The organism is Carboxydothermus ferrireducens DSM 11255 (genome assembly GCF_000427565.1).
Taxonomy (GTDB): Bacteria; Bacillota; Z-2901; order Carboxydothermales; family Carboxydothermaceae; genus Carboxydothermus; species Carboxydothermus hydrogenoformans.
Map to the genome: position 1 here is coordinate 56,995 of NZ_ATYG01000002.1, position 15,172 is coordinate 72,166.

Consider the following 15,172-nt stretch of genomic DNA (forward strand, 5'->3'; position numbering starts at 1 on the left):
CACCCTACTCCTTTCTGGCAACCAGAAGGCACCAACCACCACTGTTTTTTCTTTCAATAATTTTAAAACCAACTTCCAAAAGTTTATCCATAACTTCCTTTTCTCTTTCTACAATAATTCCCGAACCAATAAAAATTCCACCGGTGGCTAATTTTTCGTAGGCATCCAAAGCTAACTCTTTAATTACCGCCGCAATAATATTAGCGATGATAACGTCAACGGTCTGGTTAAAACCATGTAAAAGGTCATTTTCTATCACCGTAATCTTATCTTCCAGGCGGTTTATAGAAATATTTTCCCGGGCAACTTTTACTGCTACCGGATCTATATCCAAGGCATAAATCTTCTCGGCTCCCAGCAAAGCGGAAGCTATCGCCAATATTCCTGAACCGGTACCAACATCCACCACTACTTTGCCCGGGCTAACGTATTTCGGTAAGGCCTCTAAAACCAATGCGGTGGTAACGTGGGTTCCTGTTCCGAAAGCCATCCCCGGGTCAATTTCTATTATTTTTTTATCTTCTTTGCCCGAAGGTAGCTTTTCCCAGGTAGGTTTTATTAAAAACTCCCCTACTTCAACGGGTTTAAAATATTTTTTCCAGCTATTCGCCCAGCTTTCCTCTTCAACTTCCTGAAAATAAAGGTTGAAAGGAATACCCAGAGATTTAAGCCTTTCATTGATCTGGCTTAACAGAGTGTTAATATTTTCCGTTAAGGGAAAATAAGCCCGTACCGTAGCCCTTTCCGCTTTTAAGACACTGTCGGGAAATTCATAAGCATCCCAGATCTGAGCGTTTATATACTGCCAAAGCAAAAGGGGGTCTTCAATACTTACCCCCCCGGTATTAAATTCCCAAAAAATATCAGCTACCGTTTCAGTGAAACAGCTTTCCACTTCCACCGCAATTTCAAGATATTTCACAGGCCTCACCCGTCTTTTTTATTTAATTATAACGCAAATTTGTTTTTAAACTTATTAAATTTTTCTTTAAAGGTTTCCTCTTTTTGCTTGGATATCTCCTCAAACTCCCGTAAAAGCTGCTTTTGCCGTTCCGTTAGTTTGGTGGGGGTAACTACTTTGACCGTTACGTAAAGATTTCCCCGTCCGGAGCCATTTACCACCGGTACACCTTTTCCTTTAATGGTAAATACGGTACCCGTCTGGGTTCCTTCGGGAATTTCTAAAATTTCCGTACCCCCATCGATGGTTGGTATTTCTACCTTTGCTCCCAATGCCGCCTGAACAAAGGAAATTTCCTTCTCTAATTTTAAATGGATATTTTCCCGCTTAAACAGCTTGTGCGGTTTAATTTTAATATAAACATAAAGGTCTCCTGGAGGCCCACCAAAGCGACCCGCTTCACCCCCTCCGGCAATTCTAAGCCTATGGCCATGGTCAATGCCGGGAGGAATTTTTACCGTTATCGACCGGGTCTTCCGCACCAATCCACTCCCACCGCATTCCCGACAAGGGGTTTTCGGTATCTTCCCTTCACCCCGGCAGGTAGAGCAGACCTGACTTCTTACCATGCGACCAAAGAGGGTCTTAACTTCCTGGTGGATCTGCCCCCGTCCCTGACAGGTGGGACAGGTGATGATTGGTGTTCCCGGTTCGGCCCCGTTACCGTGGCAGTGACCGCAGGTCTCGGTTCTGGTAACTCTTAATTCTTTTTCTCCCCCAAAGACCGCTTCTTCTAAAGTTAGCTCTAAAACGGCCTCTATATCGTCACCGGGTACCGGGCCCTGCCGGGCTTTTCTGCCGCTCCCAAAAACCATGTCAAATAAGTCGCCAAAACCGCCAAAACCGCTAAAAATATCTTCAAAATTAATGCCGGCCCCGCCACCAAAACCTCCTTGGCCGGCAAAATTCCCGTCAACTCCCGCATGGCCAAATTGGTCATAGCGGGCCCTTTTTTCCGGATCGGATAAAACTTCATAAGCTTCGTTAATTTCCTTAAATTTTTCGGCAGCGTTTGGGTCGTCTTTATTCACGTCCGGGTGATATTTGCGCGCAAGTTTTCGATAAGCTTTCTTTATTTCTTCAGGGGTGGCATTTCTTGCCACCCCTAAAATTTCGTAATAATCCCGCTTCAATTACCTCACCGCCTTTTGCGGGGAATTATTTATCGTCATTTACCTTGTAATCGGCATCATACACGTTGCCTTGGGTATTAGTTCCAGTTTGAGTTTGATTTTGATTTGCGGACTGCTGATAAATGCTGGAAGTTAACTCATAAAGCGGCTTAGTTAACTCTTCCATTTTCGCTTTCATTAGCTGTACATCTTTACTGTTCATTGCCTCCCGCAACTCGGCAATGGCTTTCTCGACTCTTGCCACTAAATCAGGATTAGCTTTATCCTTAAAGTCTTTTAAGGTTTTTTCTGCCTGATAAATTAAGCTATCCGCTTGATTGCGGGTTTCGACCTCTTCTTTCCGTTTCCGGTCTTCTTCCGCGTACCGTTCCGCTTCTTCCACCATCCGCTTAATCTCCGCTTCCGACAGATTGCTGGTATTGGTTATGGTAATACTTTGCTCCCGACCGGTACCCAGATCTTTGGCGGAAACGTGGACAATACCGTTTACGTCGATATCAAAGCGGACTTCAATTTGCGGTACTCCGCGGGGAGCCGGTGGAATACCGGTTAAGGTAAATCTACCCAAAGAGACGTTATCGGCAGCCATCGGCCGTTCGCCCTGCAGGACGTGAATTTCCACCGAAGTCTGGTTGTCGGCGGCAGTAGTAAAAATCTGGCTCTTCGAAGTTGGTATCGTGGTGTTTCTTTCAATTAACTTGGTAAACACTCCACCCAGGGTTTCAATCCCCAGGGAAAGGGGCGTTACGTCCAATAGAACTACGTCTTTAACTTCTCCCGCCAGCACTGCCGCTTGAATTGCCGCCCCAATGGCTACGCATTCATCGGGGTTAATCCCTTTATGGAGCTCTTTGTTAAAGAACTTGCGGATTGCTTCTTGAACCGCCGGTATCCGGGTGGATCCTCCCACCAACAGGATTTTATCGATATCTTCGGGCTTAAGGCCGGCATCGGCTAAAGCCTGCCGGGTGGGACCCATGGTAGCTTCCACCAGGTCAGCGGTTAATTCGTTAAATTTGGCCCGGGTTAAGGTAACATCAATATGCAACGGTCCGTTTTGGTTTGCGGCGATAAACGGAAGATTAATCTGGGTTTCCAGTACCCCCGATAATTCAATTTTGGCTTTCTCCGCCGCTTCTTTTAGCCGCTGCATGGCCATTTTATCGTTTCTTAAATCAATGCCGTGTTCTTTTTTAAAGTTTTCCACCAGCCAATCGATAATTCGCTGGTCAAAATCGTCTCCACCCAGGCGGTTGTTACCGGCAGTGGCTTTAACTTCAAACACGCCATCGCCAATTTCCAAAATGGAAACGTCAAAGGTTCCACCGCCCAGGTCGTAAACCAAGATAGTTTGTTCCCCTTCTTTATCAAGGCCGTAAGCCAAAGCGGCTGCCGTAGGCTCGTTAATGATTCTTAGCACCTCAAGGCCGGCAATTCTTCCGGCATCTTTAGTAGCTTGCCGCTGAGCATCGGTAAAGTAAGCCGGTACGGTTATTACGGCTTTCTCAATTTTTTCTCCCAGGTAAGCCTCCGCATCCTGCTTTAACTTTTGCAAAATCATTGCGGAAATTTCCTGGGGAGTATATTCTTTATCGTCAATTTTTACCCGGTAATTGGTCCCCATATGCCGCTTAATGGAAATTACCGTGCGTTCCGGATTGGTAATAGCCTGGCGTTTAGCTACCTGACCAACAATCCGCTCCCCGTTTTTGCCAAAAGCCACCACCGAAGGAGTGGTGCGACCACCTTCAGCATTGGGAATAACGATTACTTCTCCACCTTCCATTACCGCAATACAGGAGTTTGTAGTTCCAAGGTCAATACCAACAATTCTACCCATTATCTCTACCCCCTTTAAGTTATTGTTTTTTCGAAACTTTTACCAAAGCAGGTCTTAAAACCTTATCTTTATAAAAATACCCTTTTACCAGCTCCTCAATTACGGTATTTTCTTCTAAATCCTCCCGTACCTCCACCATTAAAGCTTCGTGGAGTTCGGGATTAAACGGCTGACCTTGAGCTTCTATCGCTTTTACTTCATGCTGGTTTAAAATTTCCAGTAACTGCCGGTGCGTAAGCTCAACTCCTTCAATCACTTTTTGCGGATCAGTGTCTTTTTCCTTTAAAGCCCTTTCAAAATTATCAAGCACCGGCAGGAGTTTTTTTAGAAACTCAATTCCCTCGTACTTTAAAAGCTCCTCTTTTTCTCTCTGGGTTCTTTTCCGGTAATTATCAAAATCGGCATATAACCTTAAATACTGATTTTTTAAGCGGTTATGTTCATCCAAAAGCTTATTGTATTCTTCTTCCCAATTTTTGGCCTCATCAATTTGTTGTTCCTCCTGGGGCCCGACAACCTCCTCTTTATCTTCCTGTTCCAAATTTTTATCTTCCGGTTCCAAATTTTCTCCGGTTACTTTTTCCTCTTTATCTTTTTCCTCCATCTTCCTGCTCCCCTTCCTTTAAAACTTCGTAATCTTTCATTTTAATTATGGTATTAATTTTCAATAACGAAATAGCTACCTCGCTGGCATTTTTTACTGCCTGGTAAACCACTTCAGCAGGATCAACCACTCCGCCGGCTATCATATCGATAAACTCACCGGTTTCAAAATCTAATCCCAAAGCGTAGTTATTTTTTTGGACCTGCAGGGTCATTAAGTCCCCCAACTTTTCCAGCCCGTTAAAACCGGCATTCTCCGCCATCACCCGAAAGGGAACTTTAAGAGCTTCAGAAAAAGCCATAACACCGTAGCTTTCCATACCGGGCAAGCGATTTTTCAGGCTTTCCACTTCCCGGCTTAAGTAGAGGAAGAAAGCTCCCCCTCCGGGCAAAACCCCGGAGCGATAAGCAGCGGCAAAACTTCCGGCCGCATCTTTAGCAATTCTTTCCTGTTCATCCACCACCTCATCGGTAGCCGCTCCAATTAAAACCGTGGCGGTAGCCTTTCCGGCGCCTCCTTCAATAATGGTAAAATCCAGCCGGGAATCATAAAAGCAGGTTCGAGCATAACCCAGCATTTTCTGCAACTCTTCTACCGGCTTATTTAAAGAAGTTCTTTTGGCCGCCCGGGCTCCGGTAAACTCTAAAACCCTTTTTAATTCCTTCTGGGTAATGCGGGTAATAACCATTATTTCATTTTCGTAACAAAACTCTTCGGCAATATCGCTGATTCCCCGGGTCAATAAGATTAGTTTGACCCCTAATTCTTTTAGTTTTTTGAGATTTTCCTGAAATATTTTCTGGTTTTTTAAATACTGCTCAAATCCGGCTTCGGAAGCAAGGGCTTCTTCTTCTACTTCTTCGGGATAAAGACCATCATCGAGAACCAAAAGGCGAACTTCCTGAAGTTTTTGTGATCCTTCCTCCCATAAGGGCGACTTATTAATAACCACTCCCGGAATAAGCGCAGTATCGGCCCCAACTTTTGCCAAGACCAAATCGGCTAATTTAAACCCGGGATCTTGAAGTTTATCTTCTAACATTGCTGCCGCATCCCGCAGGATAGCAGCAACCCTTTCATCACCCCGTCCGGCAATTTTGGCCGCCGCCAATAGCCTGTCGTCGGTAATACTTCCTACCTTAATCGCACTTTTTCTTATGAGGAAAAGAGCGTGATTTAACGCCCGGTTCATTCCCGCTAAAACTTTGGAAACCGGAACCCCTTTTAAAATTTGGTTTACTCCTTCAGAAACCAGCGCTCCGGCTAAAACTGCAGCCGTAGTAGTACCATCCCCCACTTCCCTCTCCTGAGCCCGGGCCATATTAACGACCATTCGGGCTGCCGGATGCTGGGCATCCATTAAAGTCAAAATCGTTACTCCGTCGTTGGTAACCACCACTTCCCCAAATCTATCCACTAACATCGCATCCAGGCCCTTGGGTCCCAAGCTATTGGCCACCACCTGGGTTAAGGCTTTTACCGCTGCTGCATTGGAAAAAAGGGCCTGATAGCGTTCTTCAATTTCCTGGGTTTGGTTTTCTTTTTTCAACCTTAAATCCTCCTGTTAAAAGTTTTTATTACCAATAATTTCCGACAAGTACTTGCTTAAAAACTCCACCGTCGCCACGGTTTTAGCGTATTCCATACGCGTAGGTCCTAAAACTCCTATAAAGCCCACGCTATTTCCGTAGGAAAAGTAGCCGGCAGCAATCATGCTGCAGTCTTCAATTTCTTTTAAATTTAACTCGCTCCCGATTTTCACGTTGACCCCAACATTTAACTGGGAAAAGATTTCCCTTATTTTCTCTTCCTGTTCCAATATGCTTAATAAGGTTTTTACCTTTTCCACATTTTTAAACTCCGGCTGGTTAAAAAGGTTAATTAGTCCGCCCAAGATTATCTTATGTTCCTGATTATCTTGGTTTAAATTACTGATTAATTCTAAAGTAATATTAATTAAATTCTGGTGCTGGGCTAATTCGTAGTATATTTCTTTAATAAGCGAATAACGAATCTTTTCGGGATTTACTCCGTAAAGTTTAGCATTTAAAATTGCTGAAACTTTTTCTAAATCCTGAGCAGTAATATCCCCGGGCACTTCAAAAGCCCGATGGTGTAAGGTCCCATCTTCTAATACAATAATTAACAATACCTTCCCCGGCTGTAAAAGCACTAACTGCAGGTGTTTTAACGGTACTTTTCCTGCCTCCGGAGAAAGCACAACGGCGGTATAACGGGTAAGGCTGGACAAAACTTTGCCCGTTTTTTCCAGCAAATCACCAATGCTGTTGATTTTATCTTCATAAACTTTCCGGATAAATTCTTCTTCTTCGCGGCTCAAAGAGGGTTTTTCCATAAGGTAGTCGACGTAATAGCGGTAGCCCAAAACCGAAGGAATTCTCCCGGCACTGGTATGGGGCTGCTCTAAATAGCCCATTTCTTCTAAATCTGCCATTTCATTCCTGATGGTTGCCGGGCTAATACCCAGGTCGTATTTTTTGGCAATAGTTCTTGAGCCTACCGGTTCAGCGGTAGAGATGTAGTCCTGAACTATTGCCATTAAAATTTTTCTTTTCCGCTCATCAATCATACCGCTTCACCCCTTTTTGTTAGCACTCTCTTTTGTTGAGTGCTAACTTCAAATTAAAAATAGCACTGTCAAGTGTTTTTTGTCAAGTTTAGATAAACTCAATTAATACAGTGTTGGCTACAAAACTCCCCTTGCGGGTTAAAAAAAGCCTATCATCTTCAAGGAAAAGCAGACCAAGTTCGATAAATTTTTGGATTTTATCGCCAAACTCTGCCATAAAGTCCCGCCGGTATTTTTTTTGAAACTCCTGAAGATTTAGCCCGGTTTTTAACCTTAATCTTAAAATTATTTCTTCTTTGGCATCTTCTTCTAAAGTTAATTTTTCCTCTCCGTAATTTTTTCCTGTTAAAAGCATTTCCCGGTACTCCAGCATCGTATTCGGATTCCAGAACCGGTACAGGCCTACCTTGCTATGGGCAGCAAGGCCAATGCCAAGATAAGGTTTATTTTCCCAGTAAGTAAGGTTGTGACGGGAATACTGCTGATTTCGAGCAAAGTTAGCAATTTCGTACCGTTCGTAACCGTTTTCCTCTAAAAGATTAATCGCTTCCTCCCAATATAAAACTACTTCATCCTCTTCCGGAAGTATTATTTCACCCTTTGCTACTTCTTCATAAAGGCGGGTATTTTCTTCTACCTTTAAATCGTATAAAGAAATATGTTCCGGCTTTAAGCTTATGGCCGTTTTTACAGTGTTTATAAAGCTTTTGCGCCCCTCGGGATAACCGATAATTAAGTCCAGGTTTAAATTGTTTATGCCCTCTTCCCTCAATAAATTGTACGCATCCAGCGTTTGAGCAGCAGTATGGGCTCTACCCATTTTTAAAAGAATCTCATCATTAAAAGATTGGGCCCCAAGGCTTACACGATTGACTCCTAAATCTTTTAAAAAGCGAATTTTTTCCCTATTTAACGTTCCCGGATTGGCTTCAACGGTAAACTCCAAAAGCTTATCGGAAATATACGGCGAGATAATTTCCCCCAGTTTTTCTAAAGCGTTCAGCGAAAGGGAAGTTGGCGTTCCCCCGCCCACATAAATGGTCTGGAGAGGCGCTAAAAAATCTTTTCGCCATTCCAATTCTTTCTTTATTAAGCTTAAATACGAAAATACCCCTTCACCCGCCGGCGCGGGAAAAGAGGTAAAAGCACAGTAATGGCACTTCTTAAGACAAAAAGGCATATGCAGGTAAAGGGCCTGAGCTTTATTTGTTATTATCAATTTTCAACACCGCCATAAAAGCTTCCTGGGGAATTTCCACCCTGCCAATTTGTTTCATTCGCTTTTTACCTTCTTTCTGCTTTTCCAAAAGCTTTTTCTTCCGGGTAACATCGCCGCCGTAACATTTAGCCAAAACATCTTTTCTTAAAGCTTTGACCGTCTCCCGGGCAATTACCCGCGAGCCAATTGCCGCCTGGATAGGAATTTCAAAAAGGTGGCGGGGAATCAACTCCCGCAGTTTTTCAACCAACTGTCGCCCCCGGTAGTAAGCTTTATCCTCATGAACAATGATGGAAAGCGCATCCACCGGCTCTCCGGCAATTAAAATATCCATCTTTACCAGATCCCCGGGGCGATAGCCGATAAATTCATAATCCAGAGAGGCATAACCCTTAGAACGGGATTTTAACTGGTCAAAAAAGTCATAAATAATTTCCGCCAGGGGCAAATCGTAAGTGAGCATTACCCGGTTTTCCGAAAGGTATTCCATATTTATAAAGACACCCCGGCGTTCAATGCACAAATCCATGATATTTCCCACAAATTCCTTGGGAACCATGATGGTTGCTTTCACATACGGCTCTTCAATGTGGTCAATCTTCCCCGCAGGAGGCAGTTTTGCCGGATTATCAATCTCCAGAACTTCGCCGTTAGTTTGCACCACCCGGTAAACAACGTTGGGAGCGGTAGTAATAAGGTTTAAGCCGTACTCCCGCTCTAAACGCTCCTGAATTATTTCCATGTGTAAAAGCCCCAAAAAGCCGCACCTAAAACCAAAACCCAGGGCCACCGACGTTTCCGGTTCAAAAGTTAGCGAAGCATCGTTTAATTTTAGCTTTTCCAAAGCATCCCTTAAGTCCTCGTACTGATTGGATTCTACCGGATACAGGCCACAGAAAACCATCGGTTTGACCTGCTTATAACCGGGAAGCGGTTCTTTAGCCGGGTTTTCAGCACTGGTAATGGTATCTCCTACCCGGCAGTCGCGCACGTTTTTTATCCCCGCAGCAATAAATCCCACTTCCCCGGCCCAGAGCCCCTCCACCGGGGTAAGGTAAGGCTTAAAAATGCCCACCTCGGTAACTTCAAACTCCTTATCATTGCTCATCATTTTTATTTTCATTCCCGGCTTTATAAAGCCATCAACCAAACGAATATAAGCTATAACTCCTTTGTAAGGGTCGTAATGGGAGTCGAAGATTAAAGCTTTTAAGGGCTTTTCCTCATCCCCTCTGGGGGGTGGGATCCTTTTCACAATAGCTTCTAATACTTCCTCTATCCCCTGACCGGTCTTGGCTGAAGCTAAAATGGCCTCACTGGTATCAAGGCCAATAACGTCTTCTATCTCCTTTAAGACCCTTTCCGGCTCGGCATTAGGCAAGTCTATCTTATTTACCACCGGAATGAGCTCTAAATCGTGCTCCATGGCCAGGTAAACGTTAGCCAGGGTCTGGGCTTCTATTCCTTGCGAAGCATCCACCACCAAAAGGGCCCCTTCGCAAGCGGCTAAGCTGCGGGATACTTCATAAGTAAAATCCACATGGCCCGGCGTATCAATAAGGTTCAGGTAATAGGTATTCCCATCCTTGGCTTTATAGGTAAGTTTTACGGCTTGAGCTTTAATGGTTATACCCCGTTCCCGCTCCAATTCCATCTGGTCCAAAACCTGCTCTTTTAACTCGCGCTCCGATAAAGCACCGGTAAACTCTATAAGCCTGTCCGCTAAGGTAGACTTTCCGTGGTCAATATGGGCAATAATACAAAAATTCCTGATTAACTCCTGGCGTTTGGGCATAATAAACCTCCACTAAACTTTTTTCCGGATTAAATTTAAGAAAAACAGCGCTTCTTCCATTTTTAAAAGCAAAGTGGTGGCCGCATATACCACTACTGCCCCTGCAATTGCCGCACCAACTTGAATTAATTGCCCGTGTTTGGTTACAGCAAATCCGGATAGCTCACCGGCAATTAAATAGGCCGTTACTCCCATTAATAACGAAGCCAAAAGCGATTTAACTCCGGAAATTAAAATGTCTTTCCCGTAAATTGAGCCAACTTTGCGACGGAAAAGCCACAGCAAAACAGCAAAGTTAAATATGCCCGTTAACGAAAAACCCAAAGCAAGCCCTCCATGACCCAGGTAGCGGATAAAGGCCACGTTTAATAGATAGTTTAAAAAGATGGTTAAAAGGCTGGTAGTAACCGGCGTAATCGTGTCGTGCAGGGAATAAAATCCCCGTAAAACCACCTGCAAAGCTGAGTGGGCAAAAAGTCCAACGCAGTAAAAGACCAGCGCCCAGGCCGTCGCTCTGGTCATTGCCGGGGTAAACTCTCCCATCTCAAATAAAAGCCGCACAATCGGCACGCTTAAAACCATCAGACCCACCTGAGCTGGCAGGATAATAAACCATATTGATTTTATCCCCATAGCTACGCTTTTTTTAAAATTATCCATTTCTCCCCGGGCAGCAAAGCCGGTCATAGTTGGAAAAATAGCCATGCTTATTGCAGAAGCAAATAACCCCAGAGGAAGATACATCAAACGATTGGCCAGCCTTAAAGCCATAATGCTTCCTTCCGACAATCCCGAAGCAAGATTTTGGTTAACGATTAGGTTAATCTGGCTTACCGCCAATCCCAACAGGGTAGGAATCATCAATTGAGCCATTTTTACTACTCCGGGATGGTGGATATCGATAATAGGCCGATATTTTAACCCGTACCGGGCTAAGCTTGGAAGCTGTACCATGAAATTTAAAACCATCCCGGCCACAACCCCGAGAGCAAAGGAGGTAATTCCCAACTTGCCGGCTAAGAAATAGCCGAAAAGAATTATCACTATGTTATATATTACACTACCCAGGGCCGGAGTAAAAAAATGCTGGTAGGAATTTAACATTCCCATTAAAAAACCGTTTAATCCCGTAAATAAAACCGACGGTAGCATTATCCGGGTAAGTTTTATGGTAGTATTTAGCCTTTCTCCGGTAAATTTGTGAGCTACAAGTTTTACCAGTTCCGGTGTAAACAAAAAACCAAGGCCAATACAAAAAAGCATAATTATTATTACTAAATTTATGACCGTGCTGGCCATTTTCCAGGCTTCTTCCTCTTCGTCCCTGGCTAAATACGAAGAAAAAACCGGAATAAAGGCGGCACTTAGCGCTCCTCCCACCAGTAAATTGTAAAGGAAATCCGGTATGGTAAAAGCCGCTACATAAGCATCACTTATCCCTGTAGCCCCAAATTTTACCGCCAGCAATTGTTCCCGTACAAAACCCAAGATCCGCGAAACAATTCCCAAAGCTAGGATTATCCCTGCAGCTTTAGCAACGTTTTTTCTGGTACTCATAACCCCAATAGCCCTTCCCTTTAAATTTAAATCCTTTAAAAAATATATCACTTTTTTTTAATTTGTAAAGGAAAAAAAATAAAGCCAGAAAAACTGGCTTTAACGCAGTAAATAACGAGCAATACCTTCGGCCAGAAGGTCGGCCGATTTTTTGGCCTGGACCAAAGAGTTACTTACATTGCCGATTTCCACCAAAACCAGGTGACTGGATAAATGCTGATTAAATCTTCCGGACTTATACCTTATTCCCCGGATTAGGCCGGGATAAATAGTTTCGGTTTCGGCAATAATTTTTTTGGTCACCAGCTCGTTTTCCTGCCAATGGGGCTGGGGTAAACGTTCTCCTTTACCAATTACAAAGATAATCGGTGCTAACTCTTCACCCATGACGTTTACCGTACGGTACCTGGGAGAAGCCTCGGAGTCCCGGTGAACATCTACAAGAAGTTTTAAGCTCTTGATTGCTAACAAATCAAGAACAGTCTTTTTGGCTTCGCTGTAGGAACGATTGTAATCGGTATCATGAACCTTTTCAATTAAAATTGTTTTTATTCCTTTTTCCTCAAGCTTTTGGGAAAGCTCCCGGGCGACATCTAAAACCTCTCCTTTCTCCCCTTTGGGGGCCCTCTCCCGTCCACCATCCCCTTCATAACTCTCACCGGCATGGGTACAAAAAATCCCTACCAACGGCTCTCCCGGCAAAGCCGGCAAATCTTCTCCCTCATCGATGTCACCGAACTTCTCTTCCCCACCATTTAAAACCGGATACCCCGCCAGCATAAGAGAGTACGGATCGTTAACTCTGGCGCCGGTTAAAAGCCAGAGGGCATACTCCTGACTTAAATTTCCTTCTTCATCGTTTTTCTGCTTAAAACCCAAAGTTTTTTGCAAATATCCCCGAGGGTTTTCTTCCCAGAGGTTTTCTTTTAATACTTCTATAAGCGCACTATTTTTTATCCCCTCAAATACTAACCCGGAAGTTTCAGGAGGCACAACGGTAGCGGTTATCCCCAACAAAAGAGCGTAAATTAGTAAAAATAAACTTACAGCAGTTCCCCGTTGTGCTTTTGCCCGGTATTCCATTTTTTCGCTACTCCCCGGTTTTATTTTTGTAAAAAAAATATATGAAGCCCTCCGAAAAATTATGATTCACCTCAGGGTCGTTGGAATAAAGCGATCCACCAAACCAATGATTATTGCCGCTATAATCGCTCCCGGTAAAGTAACCTGCAGGTACTGGGGAACTATATACCGGGCAAGGAGAAGAATTAAAACCGCCACCACAAAACCGGTAAAGCCCTTTCCTTTCTCTCCTATTATTTTTTCGGCCAAGTAGTTTAAGAAAGATATTACTAAGGCAGCTACCACAGCCCCAATTACGCCGCCCTTTACGGAAAAACCCGGAGTAAAAATGCTAACACCAATTAACGCTATTGCCGAAATCAGGATTTTTATAATTATTCCCATTTACATTTCACCTCCTTATAAAAGGATTTCCTATAATTTTGCATGTTATACAATTTATGGTTAGATAGGGCAAAAAAAAACAAGAAGGTATTCTTGCATTTTTTTGATATCTCTGGTAGAATACTTGCTGTTAGGAGGTGAGATTGGTGGCAAATACTAAGTCAGCAAAGAAGCGGATTTTAATTATCCGGAAAAGAACCATGCGCAATAAAGCTATCCGTTCGGCTGTTAAGACTGCAATTAAAAAGTTTGAGATGGCCCTTAAAGTAAAACCCGCCGAAGAAGCAAGGGAGCTTTTACGGCAGGCTGTACGGGCTTTAGATAAAGCGGTAACCAAAGGTGTTATTCATAAAAATACCGCCTCCAGAAAAAAATCCCGGCTCACCCGGAAATTCAATTCCGTTTATAAAGCATCCTAAAAAATACCCGGCTGATACTCCGGGTTTTTATTTTTTCATTAATAGAAAAAATCTCTCAAATAATCCGGTTAACTCCCTTTCACCGGATTTTATTTTTACATCAAGATCCGCCAGGGCAGTAATTCCTTTTTTCAGTTTTTCCTGACTTAAGTGCACCGCACTTCTTAAGGTTTTTTTTACCAGCCATTCGGGAATGCCGGTAATTTTCGCAATTTCCTGCAGTGTTTTACCTTTTTGCTGAAGAACTTTTACGGTATAGATTTGCCTTAAGTTTTTTGCCACAAGCCCGGTAAATTTAACCGCTTCTTCCTGATTGGTAAGCCGTTCTTTTAGCTTGGGTCGGTTTATTTTCCCGGAGAGTAGTTCTTCAACAAGATAAAAAACCGAGATTTCTTGATCCTGGCCGGAAACCTCCAAAACATCCTTTAAAGTAATGGTCTTTTCCGAAAGTTTATATAAAACCAATTTTTTAAACTCTTTTTCTAACTCCACTAAATTCTGCCCGTAACTCTGAGCTAAAACTATCAACGCTTCCCGTTCGAGATTAAAGCCTGCCCGGTCCGCCCAGGTTTTAATTAGTTCCTGGACTTCTTTTTCATCTAACCGGGAAAATTCAATCTCCTCACCATTTTTTAAAAACTCCTGATAGATTTTCTTTTTCTTATCAATAGGAAGTTCTGTGGAAAAAATAACCACCGCCTGGGGTGCCGGGTTTTTCAGGTAATTTAAAAGCGGTTCCTCGTCATGTTTTCCGGAAAAAAAGCGACAGTTTTTCACTACAATGAACCTTTGCCCAAAAAATGATACCGTTTCTGCCTTGGCTACCACTTCTTCAGGGAGAACTTCCTGACCATCCAGCTCTTCATAGTTAAACTCGTGGTTGCTTCCTAAATATTTTTTAATTTCTCCAAAAAGCCGCTCTTTAAAATACCGCTCTTCTCCGGAAAAAAGGTAAAGGGGTTTTAAAACCCCTCGGGTTAAGGCATTTTTAAACCGTTCGTAAGCTATCATTTCTCTCGTCTCCTTGATAAAACTTCTGCCACCTTAACACCTTTTGGACGTAATCCTTTGTTTCCGCAAAGGGTGGAATGCCGTTATATTTTCTTACATTGCCCGGTCCGGCATTATAGGCCGCCAGGGCAAGTTCCACGTCACCAAACCAGTCTAAAAGAGACTTTAAATATTTAATACCCCCCTCTAAGTTCTCTCTGGGGTCATAAGGATTCTCGACCCCTAACATCCGTGCCGTTCCGGGCATTAACTGCATCAGGCCCATGGCTCCCCGGGGGGATGTAGCATTGGGGTTAAAGTTCGATTCCTGCTTAATAACCGCCATGACTAATGAATAAGGTACTTCATATTTTTGCGAAAGCTCACGAACCATTTCGGCTATCTTGTTTTCCGAAGGAGATAACGCCGCTTCTTGTTTGGCCGCTACCAGGTCGGCAAAATTCAGGCTTTTAGGGATTTCGGAGGAAGAAAGAGCCTCTAACCTCTCCATTTGCTCTATCATCTGGGTTAGTAAAGCAAGATAATAATAAGTCAAAAGAGGTGTTAAATCAATCATCCTTCCACCCCGGTACTTTT

At 43.5% G+C, this 15,172-nt stretch carries 14 protein-coding genes; 1 reads left to right on the top strand and 13 read right to left on the bottom strand.

Annotated features, from left to right (window positions below; translation table 11 throughout):
* Positions 1-4: 4 nt before the first annotated feature.
* The 11 genes from prmA to CARFE_RS0101725 all read right to left on the bottom strand — a co-directional run bounded on the left by prmA (position 5) and on the right by CARFE_RS0101725 (position 13,166).
* The gene (gene prmA / locus CARFE_RS0101675; RefSeq protein ID WP_028051511.1) at positions 5-922 is read right to left on the bottom strand and encodes a 50S ribosomal protein L11 methyltransferase; all 918 of its coding nucleotides are present in this window, start codon (positions 920-922) and stop codon (positions 5-7) included.
* A 26-nt stretch (positions 923-948) separates the two neighbouring features.
* Positions 949-2,094 carry a molecular chaperone DnaJ gene (dnaJ, locus tag CARFE_RS0101680; protein ID WP_028051512.1) on the bottom strand — a complete coding sequence of 382 codons (1,146 nt, stop codon included), beginning with the start codon at positions 2,092-2,094 and terminating at the stop codon, positions 949-951.
* Between the two features lie 25 nt (positions 2,095-2,119).
* On the bottom strand, positions 2,120-3,934 hold the full coding sequence (dnaK, locus tag CARFE_RS0101685) for a molecular chaperone DnaK (protein WP_028051513.1): 1,815 nt from the start codon (positions 3,932-3,934) through the stop codon (positions 2,120-2,122).
* A 19-nt stretch (positions 3,935-3,953) separates the two neighbouring features.
* Positions 3,954-4,538 (bottom strand): nucleotide exchange factor GrpE, encoded by a 585-nt coding sequence (grpE, locus tag CARFE_RS13895; protein WP_034541420.1) that lies wholly within the window; start codon positions 4,536-4,538, stop codon positions 3,954-3,956.
* A complete protein-coding gene (locus CARFE_RS0101695) occupies positions 4,522-6,087 on the bottom strand; it encodes a TCP-1/cpn60 chaperonin family protein (RefSeq protein WP_028051514.1) in 1,566 nt (521 codons plus the stop codon). The genes grpE and CARFE_RS0101695 overlap by 17 nt, the downstream gene beginning before the upstream one ends.
* 15 nt (positions 6,088-6,102) lie before the next feature.
* Positions 6,103-7,128, bottom strand: coding sequence for a heat-inducible transcriptional repressor HrcA (gene hrcA / locus CARFE_RS0101700; protein WP_011343349.1), 1,026 nt, complete (start codon positions 7,126-7,128; stop codon positions 6,103-6,105).
* 88 nt (positions 7,129-7,216) lie between these two features.
* Positions 7,217-8,347, bottom strand: a complete 1,131-nt coding sequence (gene hemW / locus CARFE_RS0101705; protein WP_028051515.1) for a radical SAM family heme chaperone HemW — start codon at positions 8,345-8,347, stop codon at positions 7,217-7,219.
* Complete coding sequence (lepA, locus tag CARFE_RS0101710; protein WP_011343347.1) at positions 8,331-10,142, bottom strand: translation elongation factor 4; 1,812 nt, start codon at positions 10,140-10,142, stop codon at positions 8,331-8,333. The genes hemW and lepA overlap by 17 nt, the downstream gene beginning before the upstream one ends.
* A 12-nt stretch (positions 10,143-10,154) precedes the next feature.
* Positions 10,155-11,699, bottom strand: coding sequence for a murein biosynthesis integral membrane protein MurJ (gene murJ, locus CARFE_RS0101715; protein ID WP_028051516.1), 1,545 nt, complete (start codon positions 11,697-11,699; stop codon positions 10,155-10,157).
* A 99-nt stretch (positions 11,700-11,798) separates the two neighbouring features.
* On the bottom strand, positions 11,799-12,782 hold the full coding sequence (locus tag CARFE_RS15420; RefSeq protein WP_011343345.1) for a stage II sporulation protein P: 984 nt from the start codon (positions 12,780-12,782) through the stop codon (positions 11,799-11,801).
* A gap of 66 nt (positions 12,783-12,848) precedes the next feature.
* Positions 12,849-13,166 (bottom strand): phage holin family protein, encoded by a 318-nt coding sequence (locus CARFE_RS0101725; RefSeq protein ID WP_011343344.1) that lies wholly within the window; start codon positions 13,164-13,166, stop codon positions 12,849-12,851.
* Positions 13,167-13,312: 146 nt separating this feature from the next.
* Here CARFE_RS0101725 and rpsT point away from each other — a divergent pair, with 146 nt between their 5' ends.
* Positions 13,313-13,585 carry a 30S ribosomal protein S20 gene (gene rpsT, locus CARFE_RS0101730; protein WP_011343343.1) on the top strand — a complete coding sequence of 91 codons (273 nt, stop codon included), beginning with the start codon at positions 13,313-13,315 and terminating at the stop codon, positions 13,583-13,585.
* 27 nt (positions 13,586-13,612) lie between these two features.
* Here the strand turns inward: rpsT and holA are convergent, their stop codons facing one another.
* Both holA and CARFE_RS16655 read right to left on the bottom strand, forming a co-directional pair.
* On the bottom strand, positions 13,613-14,596 hold the full coding sequence (gene holA, locus CARFE_RS0101735; protein ID WP_028051517.1) for a DNA polymerase III subunit delta: 984 nt from the start codon (positions 14,594-14,596) through the stop codon (positions 13,613-13,615).
* A complete protein-coding gene (locus CARFE_RS16655; protein WP_028051518.1) occupies positions 14,574-15,152 on the bottom strand; it encodes a lytic transglycosylase domain-containing protein in 579 nt (192 codons plus the stop codon). The genes holA and CARFE_RS16655 overlap by 23 nt, the downstream gene beginning before the upstream one ends.
* Positions 15,153-15,172: the final 20 nt, after the last annotated feature.